The organism is Inmirania thermothiophila (assembly GCF_003751635.1).
In the GTDB taxonomy this organism is placed as follows: domain Bacteria; phylum Pseudomonadota; class Gammaproteobacteria; order DSM-100275; family DSM-100275; genus Inmirania; species Inmirania thermothiophila.
Genome location: NZ_RJVI01000001.1, coordinates 656,068 through 672,145, shown reverse-complemented (window position 1 = coordinate 672,145; position 16,078 = coordinate 656,068). Strand labels below are relative to the sequence as shown.

The following is a 16,078-nucleotide window of genomic DNA, read 5'->3' as shown; positions in this document are numbered from 1 at the left end:
TCCCTCCTCAGCCTGCGGCCGCCGCCGCGCGGGGCCGCGCGAGCGCGGCCTCGAACGCCGCCACCACCTCCGCCGCCACCGTGCGCCAGGTGCGCCGCCCCCCGTGCGCGGCGATGGCGGCCCGGTCCCAGCGGCGGCGAAGCCCGGCGGCCAGCGCGCGGCCCAGGGCCTCGCCGTCGCCCGGGGGAACCACGATGCCGAGGCCGGGGCGATCCACCTGCTCGCGGTTGCCGCCGACGTCGGTGACCACCGCCGGGGTGCCGCAGGCGAGGCTCTCGGCGATGGCGTTGGCCCAGCCCTCGTTGGCGCTGGCGAGGACGAAGAGGTCGGCGGCGCCGTAGTAGAGGGGCAGGCGCTCCGGCGGCTGCGGCCCCTCGAAGCGCACGCGGCCCTCCAGCCCGAGGGCGCGCACCCGCCGCTCCAGGGCGGCCCGATGATCCCCCTCCGCGGAGCCGCCCCCCACCACCACGTAGCGGAGCCCGGGCACCGCCTCCGCCAGCGCCGGCAGCGTCTCGATCACGTGCTGCACCCCCTTGCGCGGCACCAGCCCGCCCACGGTGAGCAGTACCCGCGCCTCCTCCTCCAGGCCCAGGGCGCGCCGGCAGGCGGCGCGGGGCAGCGGGCGGAAGCGGCCGTCGTCGATCCCGTTGGGGATGACATGGACCCCCGCGGGGTCGCAGCCGTGGGCGAGGGCGAGCTCGGCCAGGGAGCGGCTCACCGCGATCACCGCCGCGGCGTCGCGCCAGGTCGCCGCCAGCTCCTCCCGCCGCGCCGGGTCGCGGACGTGGCCCACCTCGGTGCCCCGCAGCGTGACGGTGTAGGGCACGCCGAGGGCGGCGGCGAGGCGGCGCACCGCGGCCCCGTCGGGCCAGGTGAAGTGGGCGTCCAGGAGCTCGAAGGGGAAGGCGCGCCGCAGCCGCGCCAGGTGCGGCAGCAACGAGCGGGCGTAGAGGGCGGTCTCGAGGCCCTTGAGGACACCGGGCGGGGAGAGCCGCCGCGGCCTGGCCACCGGCGGCGTCTCGCCGGGGCCGTCCACCGCCCGCTGCGGCCGGAAGCCCGGGCGCACGAGGCGCAGCAGCGGGTCCAGCGGCGACCACGGCACCGGCGCCACCACCCGCAGCGCCACCAGGGCCGCCACATGGCGCACGCGCTCGCGGATGAACAGCCCCGCCAGCGGCACCCCGGGGCCGGGGTAGAGGCTGCTGACCGTGACCACCCTCACCCGGTGCGGCCCCGCGCGGGCGGCACCGCCGCGGCGCCCGCCTGGCGGCGCAGGAAGCCCTCGAACATGAGCAGCGACCAGAGCGCGGCGCTGTGGTCGCGCAGCCCCGCCTGGTGCTGCTCCACCAGCCGGCGCAGGAAGTCCATGTCGAAGATGCCGGCATCGGCCATGACCTCGCCCAGCACCGCCTCGCGCACGCGCCGGCGCAGCGGGCCGCGGAACCAGCGCGCCAGCGGCACCGCGAAGCCCATCTTGGGACGGTAGAGGATCTCCCGCGGCAGCAGCGGCTCCATCGCCCGCTTGAGCAGGTACTTGCCCTCGCGCCCGCGCAGCTTGAGCGACTCCGGCAGGCCCGAGATCCACGCCACCAGCTCGTGGTCCAGCAGCGGCACGCGCACCTCCAGGGCGTGGGCCATGCTGGCGCGGTCCACCTTGGTGAGGATGTCGCCCACGAGATAGGTCTTGAGATCCAGGTACTGGACCAGCGAGAGCGGGCTTCGCACCGGGGCGCGCGCGGCGTGCGCCTCGAGCACCTCCACCGCCCGGAACCCCCCCAGGGCGCGGCGGAAGCCCTCGCTCCAGAGCCGCGCCCGCAGCGGATCGCCCAGCACCGAGACGCTGTGGAAATAGCCCTCCACCGCGTCGCGCGCCAGCGACTCCAGGGTCGCCTTGGCGCGCAGCACCTTGGGCGCCCAGTCCATCTTGGGGTAGATCCGCCCGAGGAGGCCGAAGAGCGGGCGGCGCAGCGCCAGCGGCAGCCGCGCCCGCAGCCGCTCCTCGTAGACGTGCCAGCGGTAGCGGCGGTAGCCGGCGAGGTTCTCGTCGCCGCCGTCGCCCGAGAGCGCCACCGTGACGCGCTCGCGCGCCAGCTCGCAGACGCGGTAGGTGGGCATCGCCGAGCTGTCGGCATAGGGCTCGTCGTAGACCTCCACCAGGCGGTCGACGAGATCGAAGTCGTCGGGGTCCACCTGGCGCACGCGGTGGTCGGTGCGGTAGCGCTCGGCGACCCGCGCCGCGTAGGCGGCCTCGTTGAAGGCCGGATCGCCGAAGGAGATGGAGCAGGTGTTGACGGGGCCGTCCACGAGCCCGGCCATGGTCGCCACCACGGTGCTGGAGTCCACCCCGCCGGAGAGGAAGGCGCCCAGCGGCACCTCGGCCACGAGACGGATCCGCACCGCCTCGCGGATGCGCTCCACCAGCTCCGCCGCCGCCTCGGCCTCGTCCATGGGGCCATGGGGGACGAAGGGGACGTCCCAGTAGGGCGCCGGCGCCGGCAGCGGGCGGCCCCGGCGCACCGTGAGGGTGTGGCCGGGCGGGAGCTTGAGGACGCCCTCGTGGATGGTGTGCGGCTCCGGCACGTAGCCGTAGGCGAAGTAGCTCTCCACCGCGCGCGGATCCAGCGTCCGCGGCAGCGCCGGATGCAGCGCCAGGGCCTTGAGCTCGGAGGCGACGGCGAGCCAGCCGTCGGCCAGCGCGGCGTAGAAGAGCGGCTTGATCCCGAGGCGGTCGCGGGCGAGGAAGAGGGTCTGCGTCCGCCCGTCCCAGAGGGCGAAGGCGAACATGCCGCGGAAGCGCTCCACGCAGCGCTCGCCCCACGCCTCCCAGGCGTGGACGATGACCTCGGTGTCGCAGCGGGTGCGGAAGCGGTGCCCGAGGGCCTCCAGCTCCGCCATGAGCTCGGCGAAGTTGTAGATCTCGCCGTTGTAGGCGACCCAGACGCGGCCGTCCTCGTTGGCGAGCGGCTGGGTGCCGCCGGCGAGATCGATGATGGCGAGGCGGCGGTGGCCGAGCCCCACCCCCGGCTCGCAGTGCAGGCCCTCGCCGTCGGGGCCGCGGTGGGCCAGGCGGCGGGTCATGCGGGCGAGCAGCACCTGGTCCACCGGGCGCCGGTCGCGCAGGTCGAAGAGGGCGGTCAGGCCGCACACCGCAGCGCCCTCAGCCGGCCAGCGCGAGCCCGCGCCGCGCCAGCAGGCCCGCATAGAGGCGGTCGTAGGCCTGCACCATGGCCTCGATGCCGAAGCGGTGCTCGGTCATGCGCCGGGCGATGGCCCCGTGGATGCGTCGCAGCACGGGGTCGCGCACGTAGGCGGCGATGGCGTCGGCGAGGGCGATCTCGTCGCCCGGCGGCACCAGCGCCCCCGCGGCCCGGTCCGCCACCAGCTCGCGGTTGCCGCCCACCGCGGTGGCCACCACCGGCACGCCGCAGGCCATGGCCTCGAGCACCGTGTTGCAGACCCCTTCCGCCAGCGAGGGCAGGACGAAGAGGTGGAAGCGGCGCATGAGCTCGGGGATGTCGTCGCGGCGGCCCGGCAGCCAGGCCGCCCCGTCGGCGCCCGCCTCCCGCAGCAGCCGCTCGGCCTCCGTCCGCAGCGGGCCGTCCCCCACCATCACCAGGCGCAGCCGCCGGCCGAGCTCGGCATCGGCGGCGCGCAGGTGGAGAAAGGCGCGGACGAGCCCGAGGGGGTTCTTCACCGCCTCCATCCGCCCCACCCAGCCGACGACGAAGGCCCCCGCCCAGTCGCGGTCGGCCGGCAGCGCCGCCACCGGCCCCTGGGGCGAGAAGCGCTCGAGATCGACGCCGTTGTAGATCTGCTCCACCGCATCCTCGGGCAGCCCCACCACGTCGTGCAGATAGGCGCGGATCTGCAGCGAGAGGGCGACGTGGCGGTGCACCAGGAGGCTCACCCAGCGGCGCAGCCGCGCGTAGCGCCGCCCGTCGAGATCGTGCACGTCCCAGCCGTGCTCGCCGTGGACGCGGCAGGGCACGCCGGCGAGGAAGGCCGGGATCTGCGCCTCCAGGGTGGCCACGTTGCGGGTGTGGACGAGGGCCGGGCGCAGGGTGCGGAAGAGCCGCCACAGCCTGCGGTAGAGCCCCCAGTCCTGGCCCTCGCGCTTGCCGAGGGCGTGGAAGGCGACGTCGTCGCGCCGGATGCGCCGGCGGAACTCCGTCACCTCCGTCAGCGCCACCACGGCGTGGCGGTAGCGCGCCCGCGGCAGGCGGTTGATGAGATTGACGACCCCGTTCTCCAGCCCGCCGACGTCGAAGCGGTAGACCACGTGCACGATGAGCGGCGCCGCCTCGCCGCCCTCCCCCGCCACCGGCCGCACCGCCGCATCCATGCCCGACCTCCTCAGCGTCCCGCTTCCCGCAGCACCGGGGCGGCCGCGCGCAGGAACTGCGCCAGGACCTCACGCGCCGCCGCCGGATCCTCCTCGAAGGGCGCGTAGACCACCACCCCCACGGCCGAGCCGTCGCCGTGCAGGATCTTGGCCGCCACCTCGGCCAGCTTGCCCACGTAGGGGCTCGTGGTCTCGACGCCGCCGATCCGGTCCCAGGACCAGGCCACGAGCCCCGTGGCGGCCGAACGCAGCACCGCCTCGCGCACCCGCCCGGGCGGCACCGGGACCGCGACCTGCGCCGCGGCGGTCTGCCGCCAGACCGGGTCCTTCTGCACCACCATCACGTTCTGGGAGTTGACGAGCTCGTGGTCCTGGCGCTGATCCGCATAGTAGGCGAGGTAGACGCCCACGACACGACCGGCGGCATCGCGGTAGGTGCGCTGCAGCTCGGCGTCGGTGCCGAGATAGCGCGGCCGCCACGCCGCAGGCCCGCCCTCCGCCGCGGTCCAGGGGCCGATGGCCGCCGGCAGCGCGAGGCGGGCCGAGGCGGCGGCGTCGATGCGCGCCTGCACGGCGGCGGCAAGCCCCGGCCCCAGCCCCGCCACCGCCACCGCCGCGAGCACCAGCGCCGGGCGCACGCGCCCCGCGCCCCCGGGCGCCTGCGGCGCCTGCTCGGGCGGGCGCTCGTCCTCGCGCCAGAAGCCGCCGATCCAGAACATGAGCCCGATCACCAGGCCGAAGAACACCCAGCCGTAGATGATGTGGTCGACGCCAAGGGCCAGGCGCATGTCGCTCAGGTGCGCGATCATCACGATCATGTAGGCCCGCAGCCCGTTGGCGACGATGGGCGTGACCACCGAGGCCGCGATGAAGAGCAGACGGCGGCGCAGGCTGGTGTAGGTGAGATAGGCGTAGAGGGTGCCGAGGGCGGTGGAGGCGATGAGGTAGCGCACGCCGCTGCAGCCCTCCACGACCGACCAGTCGCCGCTGGGGATGGAGAAGAACAGCCCCTCGCGGTAGACCGGGATCCCGGTCAGGCGCAGCAGCGCCACCGTGAAGTCGGCGGTGAACTCCATCAGCGGCGGCACCAGCGCCTCCCCCACCGGGACCATGAAGAACAGGTAGGCGAGGGGGAAGGCGACGGCCCGGGCCACCGCGGCGCCCAGCACCGCCGTCACCGCCGCCGGGATCATGGCCACGAAGGCGAGCTGCTCCGCCACCAGCACCCCGCCGACCCGGGCCACGAGCCAGACCAGCGCCAGCACCGCAAGCACCGCCAGCGCCCGCGGCTCGCCGCGCGGCGCCATGGCGGCAAGGTGCCGGCGCCGCCGCCAGACCAGATAGAGGCTGATGGGCAGGATCACGAAGCCGTGGGCGAAGGTGTCGGAGCGCCACCAGATCGCCGCCATGGAGGCGACGGTGCCGGCGTACAGCAGGGCCAGGGCGAGCAGCGCCGCCGCCGCCAGCGCCAGCGCCCGCCGCCAGGCGGCGGGTGCGGCCGGCACCGCCCACGCCGGCGCGCTCACGCCGTGGCCTCCCGCGACGCCGCCGGGGCGCCGTCGAGCCCCAGCGCCTCGTCCAGCACCGCCAGCGCCTCGTCCCAGCCGTAGCGCGCGCGGACGAAGGCCCGCGCCCGCCGCCCCTGGCCGCCGTCGTCCCCGGCCACGAGGCGCGCCACCGCCTCGGCGAACGCCCCGGCGTCCTGCGCCACCGTGACCTCGTCGCCGCGCAGCCCGGCGATGCCGCGCACCGCCGCCGGTGTCGCCACCACCGCACGCCCCATGGCCATGGCCTCGAGGACCTTGTTCTGCACCCCGCGCGCGATGCGCAACGGCGCCACCGCGGCCGCGGCGTGGGCGAGATAGGGGCGCACGTCTTCGACCCGGCCCGTGACCACGATCCCGTCGCGGCCGTCGAGGGCGGCCACCACCGGCGCCGGCCGCGCCCCCACCACGTAGAGGCGCGCCCCCGGGTGGCGGCGGCGGACCGCGGGCCAGACCTCGCGCGCAAGCCACAGCACCGCATCGACGTTGGCCCAGTAGTCCATGGCGCCGGTGAAGACCACCGCCCGCTCGCCCTCGCGGTAGGGGCTGGGACCGGCGCCGGCGGGGTCGAACCAGCCGCAGTCGACGCCGTTGCGCATCACGCGGATCCGGCCCTCGGCCCCCGGCGCGATGCGCCCGAGCAGCGCCGCCTCCGCCTCCGAGACCACGAGGGTGGCGTCGAAGGCGGCGACGAAGGCGCGCTCGGCCGCGGCGAGCCGCCGCGCCTCGCGGCCGTAGACCCAGCGCGCCGCACCGCCCCGCCCCTCGGCGTACTGGCGCCACTTGTCGGAATCGACGTCCACGAGGTCGAGGACGCGCCGGCGCAGCCCCGGGACGAGGGCGTAGGGGGCGACCCCCGAGGAGAAGGCCAGCGCCGCCTCGATGCGATGGCGGGCCACGGTCTCGCGCACCCAGGCCGCGAGCGCCGGATCCCGGTACCAGGCGAGGGTGAGGGCCTCGCCCCGCAGCAGCCCCAGCGCGGCGCGGCGCCGGCCGCGCCAGCCGCCGGCCTCGGCCACCCGCAGCGAGGCGCAGAGCCCGGCCAGGTGCGGCACGTGGACGCGGTCGGCGGGGTCGTCGACGAAGGTCGCCAGATGGACGCGGGCGCGCCCCGCGAGATGGCGCAGGATGCGCCAGGAGCGGATCTTGTCCCCCTTGTCCGGCGGATAGGGGATGCGGTGGGTCACCAGCAGGATGTCCGGCCCCGCGCTCATCCCAGGTCCCTCGCCAGCCAGGGCCCGAGCCGGTTCGCCACCGCCAGGGGCAGCCGCCGCCAGGCGGCGATGAAGAGGCGGTAGCGGGGGTTGCGCGGGCTCACGTCCGGGATCCGCCGCGCCCGCACCGGCAGCACCTCGTAGTGGAGCGGCTCGGGGGTGAAGCCCCAGTGCTTCTTGAAGCGGTAGGAGCCGCTGTCGACCTTGCTGCGGCCGTAGTCGAAGACGCGCACGCCCCGCCGGCAGGCGTCCGCCATCAGGCTCCAGTACATGAAGTCGTTGGCCTTGAGATCGCGCGCCGCCGCGCGCCCGCCGCCGTAGTACGGCAGCACCTCGTCGCGGAAGTAGAAGCTCATGACGCCGGCCACCACCTCGCCGCGGTGGCGCACCAGGCGCACCTCGCAGGCCTCGCCGAAGGTCTCCTTGAGCAGCCGCAGGTAGCGGCGGTGGAAGACCGGGGTGCCGAGGTTGCGCACGCTCTCGGCGTAGACCGCGTGGAGGGTGTCGGTCTCCTCCACCACCTCGGCCTCGAGCCCGGCCTCGATGCCCTTGCGGATCATCGCCCGCTGCTTGCGCGGCACCGCCCGGAGGTTGACCTCGGGGTCGGGGTCGATCACCTTGCGGAAGGTGACGTAGTGGGGCCGGCGGTGCCACTCGGGACGGCGCGGCGCGCGGTTGCGAAGCTCCAGGTACTGCACGCCGAGCTCCTCGGCGAGCGCCGCCGCGCGTGCCTCCAGCGCCGCGCGCGCGGTCTCGTCCCGCGCCGCCGCCCCGCCGTAGACGCAGAACGGGGTCGAGATGAGGGCGTCGGCGAAGAGGCGGCTGCGGATGCGGGCCAGGGGCAGGACGCCCTGGATCTCGCCCCCGCGCTCGGCGTAGAGATACCAGGTGGGATGGCCGAAGGCCTCCTCGAGGACGCGCCGCCAGCCCGCGCGGTGGAAGAAGGTGGCCTCGGGACAGGCCTCGACGAAGGCGTCCCACCGCGCCGCCGCGGCATCGTCCAGGGTGCGCACCACGAGCTGCGGGCGGACCTCAGCAAGCATGGGCGAGCGCTCCCGCGGGGAGGGCGACGACGCGGTCGATGCGGTCCCAGACGAAGTCGCGCAGCAGCCGCTCGAGGCGCGCCTCGGTGCGGCGCAGGTTCAGATAGTGGCGCACGCGGGTGCGCCGGTCGAGGCCGCGCGGCCGCGGCTGGGCCGGATCGAGCTCCCAGGGGTGGAGATAGAACACCGCCGGCCGCCCCTCGGCGTGGATCCGGCGCAGCGCCCAGCGCGTGTAGCGGTAGGGGGCGAGGCGGAAGAAGCCGCCGCCCCCGCAGGGCAGGCGCCGCCCGCCCACCTCGACGGTGGAGACCGGCACCTCCAGCAGCCCGTGGCCGCGCGGGAACGGGAAGCGCGGCGCGTGGGGATCGCCGTAGTGGTCGTGACGGATGGGGTGGAGGCTGGAGCTGTAGCGGTAGCCCGCCTCGGCGAGGATGGGCACCGCCCAGGGCTCGCCGGCGTCGAGGGAGAAGCTCGGCGCGCGGTAGCCGATCACCGCCGTGCCCGAGAGGTCCTCCAGCAGGGCCTTGCTGCGCCGCACCTCGTCGCGGAAGGCGCCGGGGCCGAGGGCGCCGACGCGCTCGTGGGACCAGCCGTGGCTCGCCACCTCGTGGCCCTCGGCGGCGATGCGCCGCACCAGCCCCGGCTCGCGCTCGGCCACCCAGCCGAGGACGAAGAAGGTGGCGTGGGCGCCGTGCTCGGCGAGCAGGTCGAGGATGCGGTGGGTGTTGGCGGCGACGCGCCGCTCCATCCGGTCCCACGCCGCGCGCGGGACGTAGGGCGCCATGGCGCTGACCTGGAAGTAGTCCTCGACGTCGAAGCTGAGGGCGTTGACCGGGGTGCCGTCGGGGAAGCCCCGCGGCACGCTGCGCCCCTGGATCGCGTCCCTGCCTGCGTTCATCCCGCCCTCCCGTTGAGCCAGGAGACGAGCACGTCGCGGATCCGCTCCGCCGCGCGCCCGTCCCACAGCTGCGGCACCCGCCCCTGGGCGCCGTTGGCGAGCACGTGGTCCACCGCCGCGAGGATGCGATTGGGGTCAGAGCCCACGATGCGGTTGGTGCCCTGCTCGACGGTGATGGGGCGCTCGGTGTTCTCGCGCAGGGTGATGCAGGGCACGCCGAGCGCCGTGGTCTCCTCCTGCATCCCGCCGGAGTCGGTCATCACCAGCCGCGCCTCCGCCATCAGCCCCAGGGTCTCGAGATAGCCCAGGGGCGGCAGGCGCACGATGCGCCGCGCCCCCATGAGGTCGCCGAGGCCGGCGGCCTCGATGCGCGCGGCGGTGCGCGGATGCACCGGGAAGACCACCGGAACCGCGTCGCTGATGCCGCGCACGGTCTTGATCAGCCGCCGCAGCACCGCCGGGTCGTCCACGTTGGCCGGCCGGTGCAGGGTCAGCAGGATGTAGCCCTCGGCGCCCTCGATCACGGCCGGATCCACCCCGTGGCGGGCGAGGGTGCGCGCCGGCGGCACCGCCAGCTCGCGGTGGCGCAGCAGGGTGTCGATCATGACGTTGCCCACGAGGTGGATGCGCCCCTCCTCGATGCCCTCGCCGCGCAGGTTCTCCACCGCCCGCGGCTCGGTGCAGAAGAGGAGATCCGCCACCTGGTCGGTGAGGACCCGGTTGACCTCCTCGGGCATGGTGCGGTCGAAGCTGCGCAGCCCCGCCTCCACGTGCGCCACCGCGCGCCCGGCCTTGGCCGCGACGAGGGCGCAGGCGAGGGTGGAGTTGACGTCGCCCACCACCACCACGCAGGCCGGGTCCTCGCGCTCGAGCACCGGCTCGAAGCGCTCCATGATCTGCGCCGTCTGCACCGCGTGGCTGGCCGAGCCGACGCCGAGGTCCACGTCCGGCTCGGGCAGCCCGAGCTGGCGGAAGAAGGCGTCCTTCATGGCCTCGTCGTAGTGCTGCCCGGTGTGGACCAGGCGCACCCGCACCGGCTCCGGCGCCTCGCGCAGGGCGCGCATCACGGGCGCGATCTTCATGAAGTTGGGCCGCGCCCCGACGACGCAGAGCACGCCCCGGCCGCGGGGCGGGTGCCGCCGGGTGGCCGGCCGCCCCCGCCCCGTGCCGGCCTCCGCCCGGCCGGCGGCGCCGAGCAGGGCCTCCATGCGCTCGCGGATCGCGCCGACGCCCGCCTCGATCCCGTCGAGGCGCTCCTCGATCCCGGCCATGCGCCCCTCCATGCCCTCGACCCGGCCCTCCAGGCCCGCGGCCTCGCCGCGGCGGGGGCTCCGCCCTGGCGGGCCCGCGGGCGCCGCCTCCATGGCCGCCGACGGCGCGGCCTCGAGGAAGGCCTCCTCGCGCAGCTCCTCGATCACCACCCCCACCACGTCGGCGCTGATCTCGTGCAGCTCCTCCAGGTAGCCGTAGAGCAGGAGGCGGTCGCAGAGGGTGTTGATGCGGCGCGGGATCCCGCCGCTGAAGCGGTGGATCACGTGGAAGGCCTCGTCCGTGAAGACCGGGTCGCCCTTCCAGCCCGCCCGCCGCAGGCGGTGCTCGATGTACTCGCGGGTCTCGTCCGAGCGCAGCGGCCCGAGGTGGTAGGCCGCCACCACGCGCTGGCGCAGCTGCTCCATGTGCGGGGCGCGCAGGAGCCGGCGGAACTCGTCCTGGCCGAAGAGGAAGATCTGCAGCAGCGGCCGGCCGTCCAGCTCGAGGTTGGACAGCAGCCGCAGCTCCTCGAGGGCGTCGCGGGCGATGTTCTGCGCCTCGTCCACCACCAGCAGCGCCCGCCGCCCGCGCGCCACCCCGTCGGCGAGGAAGGCCTCGATGCGCTTGATGAGCGCCGTCTTGCTCTTGCCCTCGTGCTCGAGGCCGAAGGAGGCGGCCACCATCTCCAGCATGTCGTAGGCCTCGAGCTGCGAGGTGGCCACCCGCGCCCCGATCACCGCCTCCCGGGCGAGGTCGCGCAGCAGCGCCGCGGCGAGCATGGTCTTGCCGGTCCCGATCTCGCCGGTGAGGACGAGAAAGCCCTCCTCCTTGCTCAGGCCGTAGCGCAGATAGGCCATGGCCCGCCGGTGACCCCGGCTCATGAAGAAGAACGCGGGGTCGGGGGTGAGCTCGAAGGGCAGCGACTCGAGCCTGTAGAAGGACTGGTACACGGTCTCAGAAGCGCCTCGTCACGGTGACGGTCACGCGGTTCTCGCGGTAGTCCTCGCCCGCCTCGGTGGAGTCGCGGCGCTGGTGGCGGTAGGCCGCGGAGACCCCGAGACGGCGCGCGCTCTCGCGGCCGATGGAGAGCTCGCCCGTGGTGGTGTCGTCCTCGCGGCCGTCGTCGAACTCGTTGCGCACCCGCGAGGCCCGCAGCGCCCCCCGCGTGCGCGCCCCGAGGCGCCGCTCGACGGCGACGGTGAGCCCGCGCGCCCGCTCCACCTCGCCCCCGAGCTCGAAGGTGCGCCGCTCGCCGAAGGCGCCGAGCCGCAGGGTGGTGCGCGCCCCGCGCAGGTCCCAGGAGAGATCCCCGCGCTCGCGCAGGAACTCGCCGTCGGCGAGGGAGAAGACGTCGGCGAAGAGCACCACCGGAAGCCCCGTGACCGGGTCCAGGACCGGCGCCCCGGTGGCCGGGTCCACGAGCACGAAGGCCTGCCGCCCGGCGAGGACCAGGCGCTGGACGCTGGTCACCTCCTCGCCGTAGTGCAGGCGCAGGGTGCTCCGGCGGCTGCGCTGGGTCAGGGTCGCATCCCAGGCGCCGGCGGGATTGAGCCCCACGTCCCGGTCGCGCCAGGCGAGATCGAGGCTGGTGCGCGGGGTCGGGGCGATGCGCAGGGCGACCTCGCGGTCGTTCTCGCCGGCGAGCGCGCGCAGGCTGAAGCGCCGCCCCGGCGTCCAGGCGAAGCCTGCGCTCCAGAAGGTGCCGTTCTCGAGGCTGCGCGAGGTGGCGAGCTCGTGGTCCTCGCGGCCGGCGCGGGCGAGCAGGTGCAGGCTGCGGCCGACCCGCCAGTCGGCGTTGCCCTCGAGGACCCGGCTCTCGCTGTCGTCACCGCCCTCGCGGTCCAGGTTGCTGTCGAGGTAGTCCACCGACCAGGTCAGGGGCGAGGGGCGCCGGCCGCTGCCGAGGCGCGCGGTCACCGTGTCGGCGCGGGTGTCGGCGGCGCCGCGCTCGAAGTCGGCGGCCTCGTGGCGCAGCACCAGCCGCCCCGCCACCGGCCCCCAGTCGCGTTCGAGCCGGGGCGCGAGGGCGTAGCGGACGACGTCGGTGCGGTTGCCGTCGAAGATGCTGTCCACCCCGCCCCGCGCCCGCGCCGACACCAGGGCCTGGTCCACGCTCGCCTCGGCGTCCAGGAAGAAGGTCCGCGGCGCAAGCTCCGCCGCGGCGCGGGCCTCCGCGCGGTGGATCACCTCGTTGCGGTCGCTGTCCTCGCTGGAGACGCGCACCCGCCCCTGCCAGGCCAGGCGCAGGTCGAGCCGCCGCCCGTCGGCCTCGGCCACGATCCCCGGCGCGAGCTCGCCCACGAGGTCGCTCTCCTCCGCGCCCGGAGGTGCGAGCTCGACGTTGTCGCTCCAGATCAGCGAGGCGCCCACCGAGGGGCTCACCGTCCACCGCGCCGCCTGCGCCGCCGCCGGGAGGAGGAGCGCGGCGGCCACCCCCGCGAGCAGACGGCGGCCGAGACGCACCCGGGGCGAACGGACCGCGCGCTCCACGCGTCGCCCCCTCAGGACCGGCCGCCGCCGTAGTAACCGCCGTAGTAGCTGCCCCCGTAGTAGGCGGCGCCGCGGCGGCGGGTCTTGTTGAGCACCATGCCGACGCAGTCGCAGCCCTCGAGCAGCTCCAGGGCCTCGGTCACGGCCCGCTGCGAGGTGCGCTCGGCCTCCACCACCACCACGATCTGTCCCATGAGGCCCGCGAGCACGCTCGCCTCCGTGGTCTGCAGCAGCGGCGGCGAGTCGAAGATCACGACCCGGTCCGGGTAGCGCCGCGCGAGCTCCCCGGCGAGCGCCGCCATCGCCGCGCTGCCCAGGAGCTCGGTGGAGCGCTGATGCCGCCGCCCCGCCGGCAGCACGCAGAGCTTGGGCACGTTGGTGCGGACGAGCACCTCGGAGAGGTCCCGGACCTCGCCGGCGAGCACCTCGATCAGCCCCCGACCCGCCGGGATCCCCAGCTCCGAGGCCACCGAGGGGTGGGCGACGTCGGCGTCCACCAGCAGCACCGTGCGGTCCATCTCCATGGCGATGCTCATGGCCAGGTTGATGGCGGTGAAGGTCTTGCCCTCGTTGGCCATCGCGCTGGTGACCATGATCATGTTCGCGTGCTCGGGCCGGCTCGCCTCGTCGCGCGCGATGTTGGCGAGGAGCGGCCGCTTGATGACGCGGTACTCCTCCACCACCCGCCCCTCGGCGTCCGGGGTCACGTAGCCGCGGCGGCGCATCCGCTCGAGATCGATCTGCGCCTGCGGCACGGCCTGCGGGCGCAGGGCGGCATCGGGCGCCGCCGCGGCGGCGCCCGCCGGCGATGCGGGCGCGGTCTCCGGCGCCGGACGGCGCCCCTCCTTCTCCATGGCGCGCTCGATGATGCTCACAGCAGCCTCTCCCTCACGGCCTCCACGGCCGCCAGCACCTGACCGAGATCGATACGCCCGAGCTCGTGCGCCTCGAGCGCCGCCAGCGCCCCCGCAAGCCCGAGCCCAAGAATGAGGAAGGGCAGGGCGGCGGCCACCGTGCGCCAGCGCCGCCCGGGGGTCATGGCGAGCCCGACGCTGCCCAGCACGGGCCGGCCCGTGACCTTGCGCAGCATCCGCCCCTCGTCGAAGACCGGCCGCAGCAGGACCAGCAGGAGCGCCGCCGCCGCCCCCGCCGCGAGCGCGGCGAGGAAGACCGCGGCGTTGAGCAGCAGCCGGTTGGGGGCGCTGGGCTCGAGCGGCACGTGCGGCGGGTCGATGATGCGGAAGCGCACCTGGTCGCTGCTGGTGGCCGCCTCCTCGGTCAGGCGCGCGGTCTCGCGCCGCTTGAGCAGCGCCTCGTAGTTCTGCTTGTTGACCTCGACGTCGCGGGTCAGGCGGGCGAGCTCGGCCTCGACGCGGGGGATGGTGTCGAGGGCCTTGCGCAGCTCCTCCACCTTCGCCTCGAAGCTCTGCACCCGCACCCGCGCGGCGGCGACGTTGGCCTCGGCCTCGCTGAGGGCGATGCGCAGCTGCTGCACGAAGGCGCTGTCCGACCCGCGCCCCGCCCCCGCGCCGCCGGCCGCCCGCGCCGCAAGCTCCTCCTCGCGGCGCTTCTCCAGCTCCTGCAGCGTCGCCCGCACCGCGAGCACGTCCGGGTGCTCCTCGGTGTATTTCAGCAGGAGCTCGTCGAGGCGCTGCTGCAGGGCCTGGATGCGCCCGTCGTAGGCGGTGGCGACGCCGCCCGCCGCCGGCGCCGCGGCGAGGAGGTCGTCCTCGGCCGCCGCCCCCGACTCGGCGTCGGCGAGCTGGCGCGCGAGCTCGTCGCGGCGGAACTGCGCCTCGCGCAGGGCGAGCCTGGCCTGCTCGAGCTGCGCCCGCGCCTCCTCGAGGCGGGCGAAGTAGCTGCCGCCCGAGACCGCGAGGAGGGCGACGTTGGCCCGCTTGAATTCGGTGAGGGCCTTCTGCGCCTCGTCCAGGCGCCGGGCGTACTCCTGCAGCTGCTCGTCGAGGAAGCGCTGCGCGGTGTCGGTGTCGCGGCGGCTCTCGCCGAGGGCGCTCTCCACCAGGATGTTGAGCAGGGACTGGACGGTGCGCTTGGCCACCTTCGGGTCCTCGTGCTCGTAGCTGATGGTGTAGAGGTTCTCGCGCCCGCCGCTGATGCGGATCTCGTCGCGCAGGCGGTCGATGAGCTGCTCCATCGCCTCCGGCGTCGCCGCCTTGAGGTCCTGGTCGGTCATCCGCGCCAGCTTCTCCAGGTTGGGGCGGCTGAGCAGGGTGCGGGTGACGATGGCCACCCGCTGGTTGACGTCGGGCTCGATGGCAAGCCCCCGAAGCAGCGGCCGCAGGATCGAGCGGGTGTCGACGAAGACACGGGCGCTCGCCTCGTAGCGGTCCGGCATCTGCCGCACGTAGAGCCAGCCGGCCACCGCCACGAGCCAGGCCACCGCCAGCGCCACCCAGCGGTGGCGCCACACCCCGCGGGTGTAGTAGCGAAGCTCCGAGACGGCCTCGAGGATCGGGTTGGTCATGCGGACCCCTCCATGCCGCCCGCCGGCGGCGAAGCGCTCAGAACCACGCCTCCGGGATGATGAGGATGTCGCCCGGCAGCACCGGCACGTTGGCGCTCACGTCGCCGTCGCGCAGCAGCCGGTCGAGATGGACGCGAAGCTGCGTCTGCTTGCCGTCCACCACGCGGACGATGCTCGCCTTGTCGCCGGCGGCGAAGTCGGTCAGCCCCCCCACCGCGATCATGACGTCGAGCAGGGTCATCCCCTTGCGGTAGGGAATGGCCTGCGGCTGGGCGGCCTGGCCGACGACCCGGACCTGCTGCGAGAACACGCCGGAGAAGCCGCTGACGATGACCGTCACCACCGGATTGCGGATGTAGCGCGAGAGGACCTGCTCGATCTCGCGCGCCACCTGGGTGGGGGTCTTGCCCGCCACCGGCAGGTCCTCCACCAGCGGCACCGAGATCTTGCCGTCGGGGCGCACCGGCACGGAGGTGGAGACCTCCGGATTGCGCCAGACGAAGATCTGGATGGTGTCGCCGGGACCGATGAGGTAGTCGATGTCGGGCGCCGCCGCCGACGGCGCCGGCACCTCGCCGCCGTAGCGCGGCCCCGCGCAGCCGGCGGCCAGCACCAGCGCGATCAGCACCCCCAGCACCTGAGCCCTTCTTCTCACCACGTCCACCTCCCTCGCGGCCCCTCGCCGCCGGCCGCCTGTCAGATCAGCCGTTTTGTTTTTCGCGCACGAACGGCTTTATGCATTATAGACAGCTCCCGGGCCCCGGCACGGCCGGAACCGGACGCCTTGCCGCGCGGCGCGGCGCATTTTCCT

Annotated in this window: 12 protein-coding genes and 1 pseudogene; all 13 read right to left on the bottom strand. The window is 75.0% G+C overall.

The features are described 5' to 3' along the window. Positions 1-7 precede the first annotated feature (7 nt). Entirely contained in the window at positions 8-1,222 is a 1,215-nt protein-coding gene (locus EDC57_RS03220; RefSeq protein WP_123400170.1) for a glycosyltransferase, read from the bottom strand. Continuing rightward, positions 1,219-3,147 (bottom strand): XrtA/PEP-CTERM system amidotransferase, encoded by a 1,929-nt coding sequence (locus EDC57_RS03215; RefSeq protein ID WP_123400903.1) that lies wholly within the window; start codon positions 3,145-3,147, stop codon positions 1,219-1,221. The genes EDC57_RS03220 and EDC57_RS03215 overlap by 4 nt, the downstream gene beginning before the upstream one ends. A 10-nt stretch (positions 3,148-3,157) precedes the next feature. Then, entirely contained in the window at positions 3,158-4,288 is a 1,131-nt protein-coding gene (locus EDC57_RS03210; RefSeq protein ID WP_123400902.1) for a TIGR03088 family PEP-CTERM/XrtA system glycosyltransferase, read from the bottom strand. A gap of 65 nt (positions 4,289-4,353) precedes the next feature. After that, on the bottom strand, positions 4,354-5,868 hold the full coding sequence (xrtA, locus tag EDC57_RS03205; RefSeq protein ID WP_123400168.1) for an exosortase A: 1,515 nt from the start codon (positions 5,866-5,868) through the stop codon (positions 4,354-4,356). Beyond that, positions 5,865-7,100, bottom strand: coding sequence for a TIGR03087 family PEP-CTERM/XrtA system glycosyltransferase (locus EDC57_RS03200; protein WP_123400166.1), 1,236 nt, complete (start codon positions 7,098-7,100; stop codon positions 5,865-5,867). Before EDC57_RS03200 ends, xrtA begins: the two co-directional genes overlap by 4 nt. Next, complete coding sequence (locus EDC57_RS03195; protein ID WP_123400164.1) at positions 7,097-8,143, bottom strand: FemAB family XrtA/PEP-CTERM system-associated protein; 1,047 nt, start codon at positions 8,141-8,143, stop codon at positions 7,097-7,099. The genes EDC57_RS03200 and EDC57_RS03195 overlap by 4 nt, the downstream gene beginning before the upstream one ends. Further along, the gene (locus EDC57_RS03190) at positions 8,133-8,927 is read right to left on the bottom strand and encodes an XrtA system polysaccharide deacetylase (RefSeq protein WP_245995156.1); all 795 of its coding nucleotides are present in this window, start codon (positions 8,925-8,927) and stop codon (positions 8,133-8,135) included. The genes EDC57_RS03195 and EDC57_RS03190 overlap by 11 nt, the downstream gene beginning before the upstream one ends. 110 nt (positions 8,928-9,037) lie before the next feature. Further along, on the bottom strand, positions 9,038-10,156 hold the full coding sequence (wecB, locus tag EDC57_RS13075) for a non-hydrolyzing UDP-N-acetylglucosamine 2-epimerase (protein ID WP_281272253.1): 1,119 nt from the start codon (positions 10,154-10,156) through the stop codon (positions 9,038-9,040). Between the two features lie 291 nt (positions 10,157-10,447). Further along, positions 10,448-11,242 (bottom strand): annotated as a pseudogene (locus EDC57_RS13070) (XrtA/PEP-CTERM system-associated ATPase); the annotation flags it as partial. 4 nt (positions 11,243-11,246) lie between these two features. Beyond that, entirely contained in the window at positions 11,247-12,782 is a 1,536-nt protein-coding gene (locus EDC57_RS03180) for a TIGR03016 family PEP-CTERM system-associated outer membrane protein (protein ID WP_123400158.1), read from the bottom strand. 11 nt (positions 12,783-12,793) lie between these two features. Beyond that, a complete protein-coding gene (locus tag EDC57_RS03175) occupies positions 12,794-13,657 on the bottom strand; it encodes an XrtA-associated tyrosine autokinase (protein ID WP_211331866.1) in 864 nt (287 codons plus the stop codon). Further along, complete coding sequence (locus EDC57_RS03170; RefSeq protein ID WP_123400156.1) at positions 13,654-15,267, bottom strand: XrtA system polysaccharide chain length determinant; 1,614 nt, start codon at positions 15,265-15,267, stop codon at positions 13,654-13,656. Before EDC57_RS03170 ends, EDC57_RS03175 begins: the two co-directional genes overlap by 4 nt. A gap of 37 nt (positions 15,268-15,304) precedes the next feature. Continuing rightward, positions 15,305-15,922, bottom strand: coding sequence for an XrtA/PEP-CTERM system exopolysaccharide export protein (locus EDC57_RS03165; protein WP_123400900.1), 618 nt, complete (start codon positions 15,920-15,922; stop codon positions 15,305-15,307). Positions 15,923-16,078: the final 156 nt, after the last annotated feature.

Coding starts and splice junctions, on each gene's coding strand:
- EDC57_RS03200 (WP_123400166.1), bottom strand. CDS start 7,100: ATGAGCGCGGGGCCGGACATCCTGCTGGTGACCCACCGCATCCCCTAT.
- EDC57_RS03195 (WP_123400164.1), bottom strand. CDS start 8,143: ATGCTTGCTGAGGTCCGCCCGCAGCTCGTGGTGCGCACCCTGGACGAT.
- EDC57_RS03190 (WP_245995156.1), bottom strand. CDS start 8,927: ATGGCGCCCTACGTCCCGCGCGCGGCGTGGGACCGGATGGAGCGGCGC.
- EDC57_RS03170 (WP_123400156.1), bottom strand. CDS start 15,267: ATGACCAACCCGATCCTCGAGGCCGTCTCGGAGCTTCGCTACTACACC.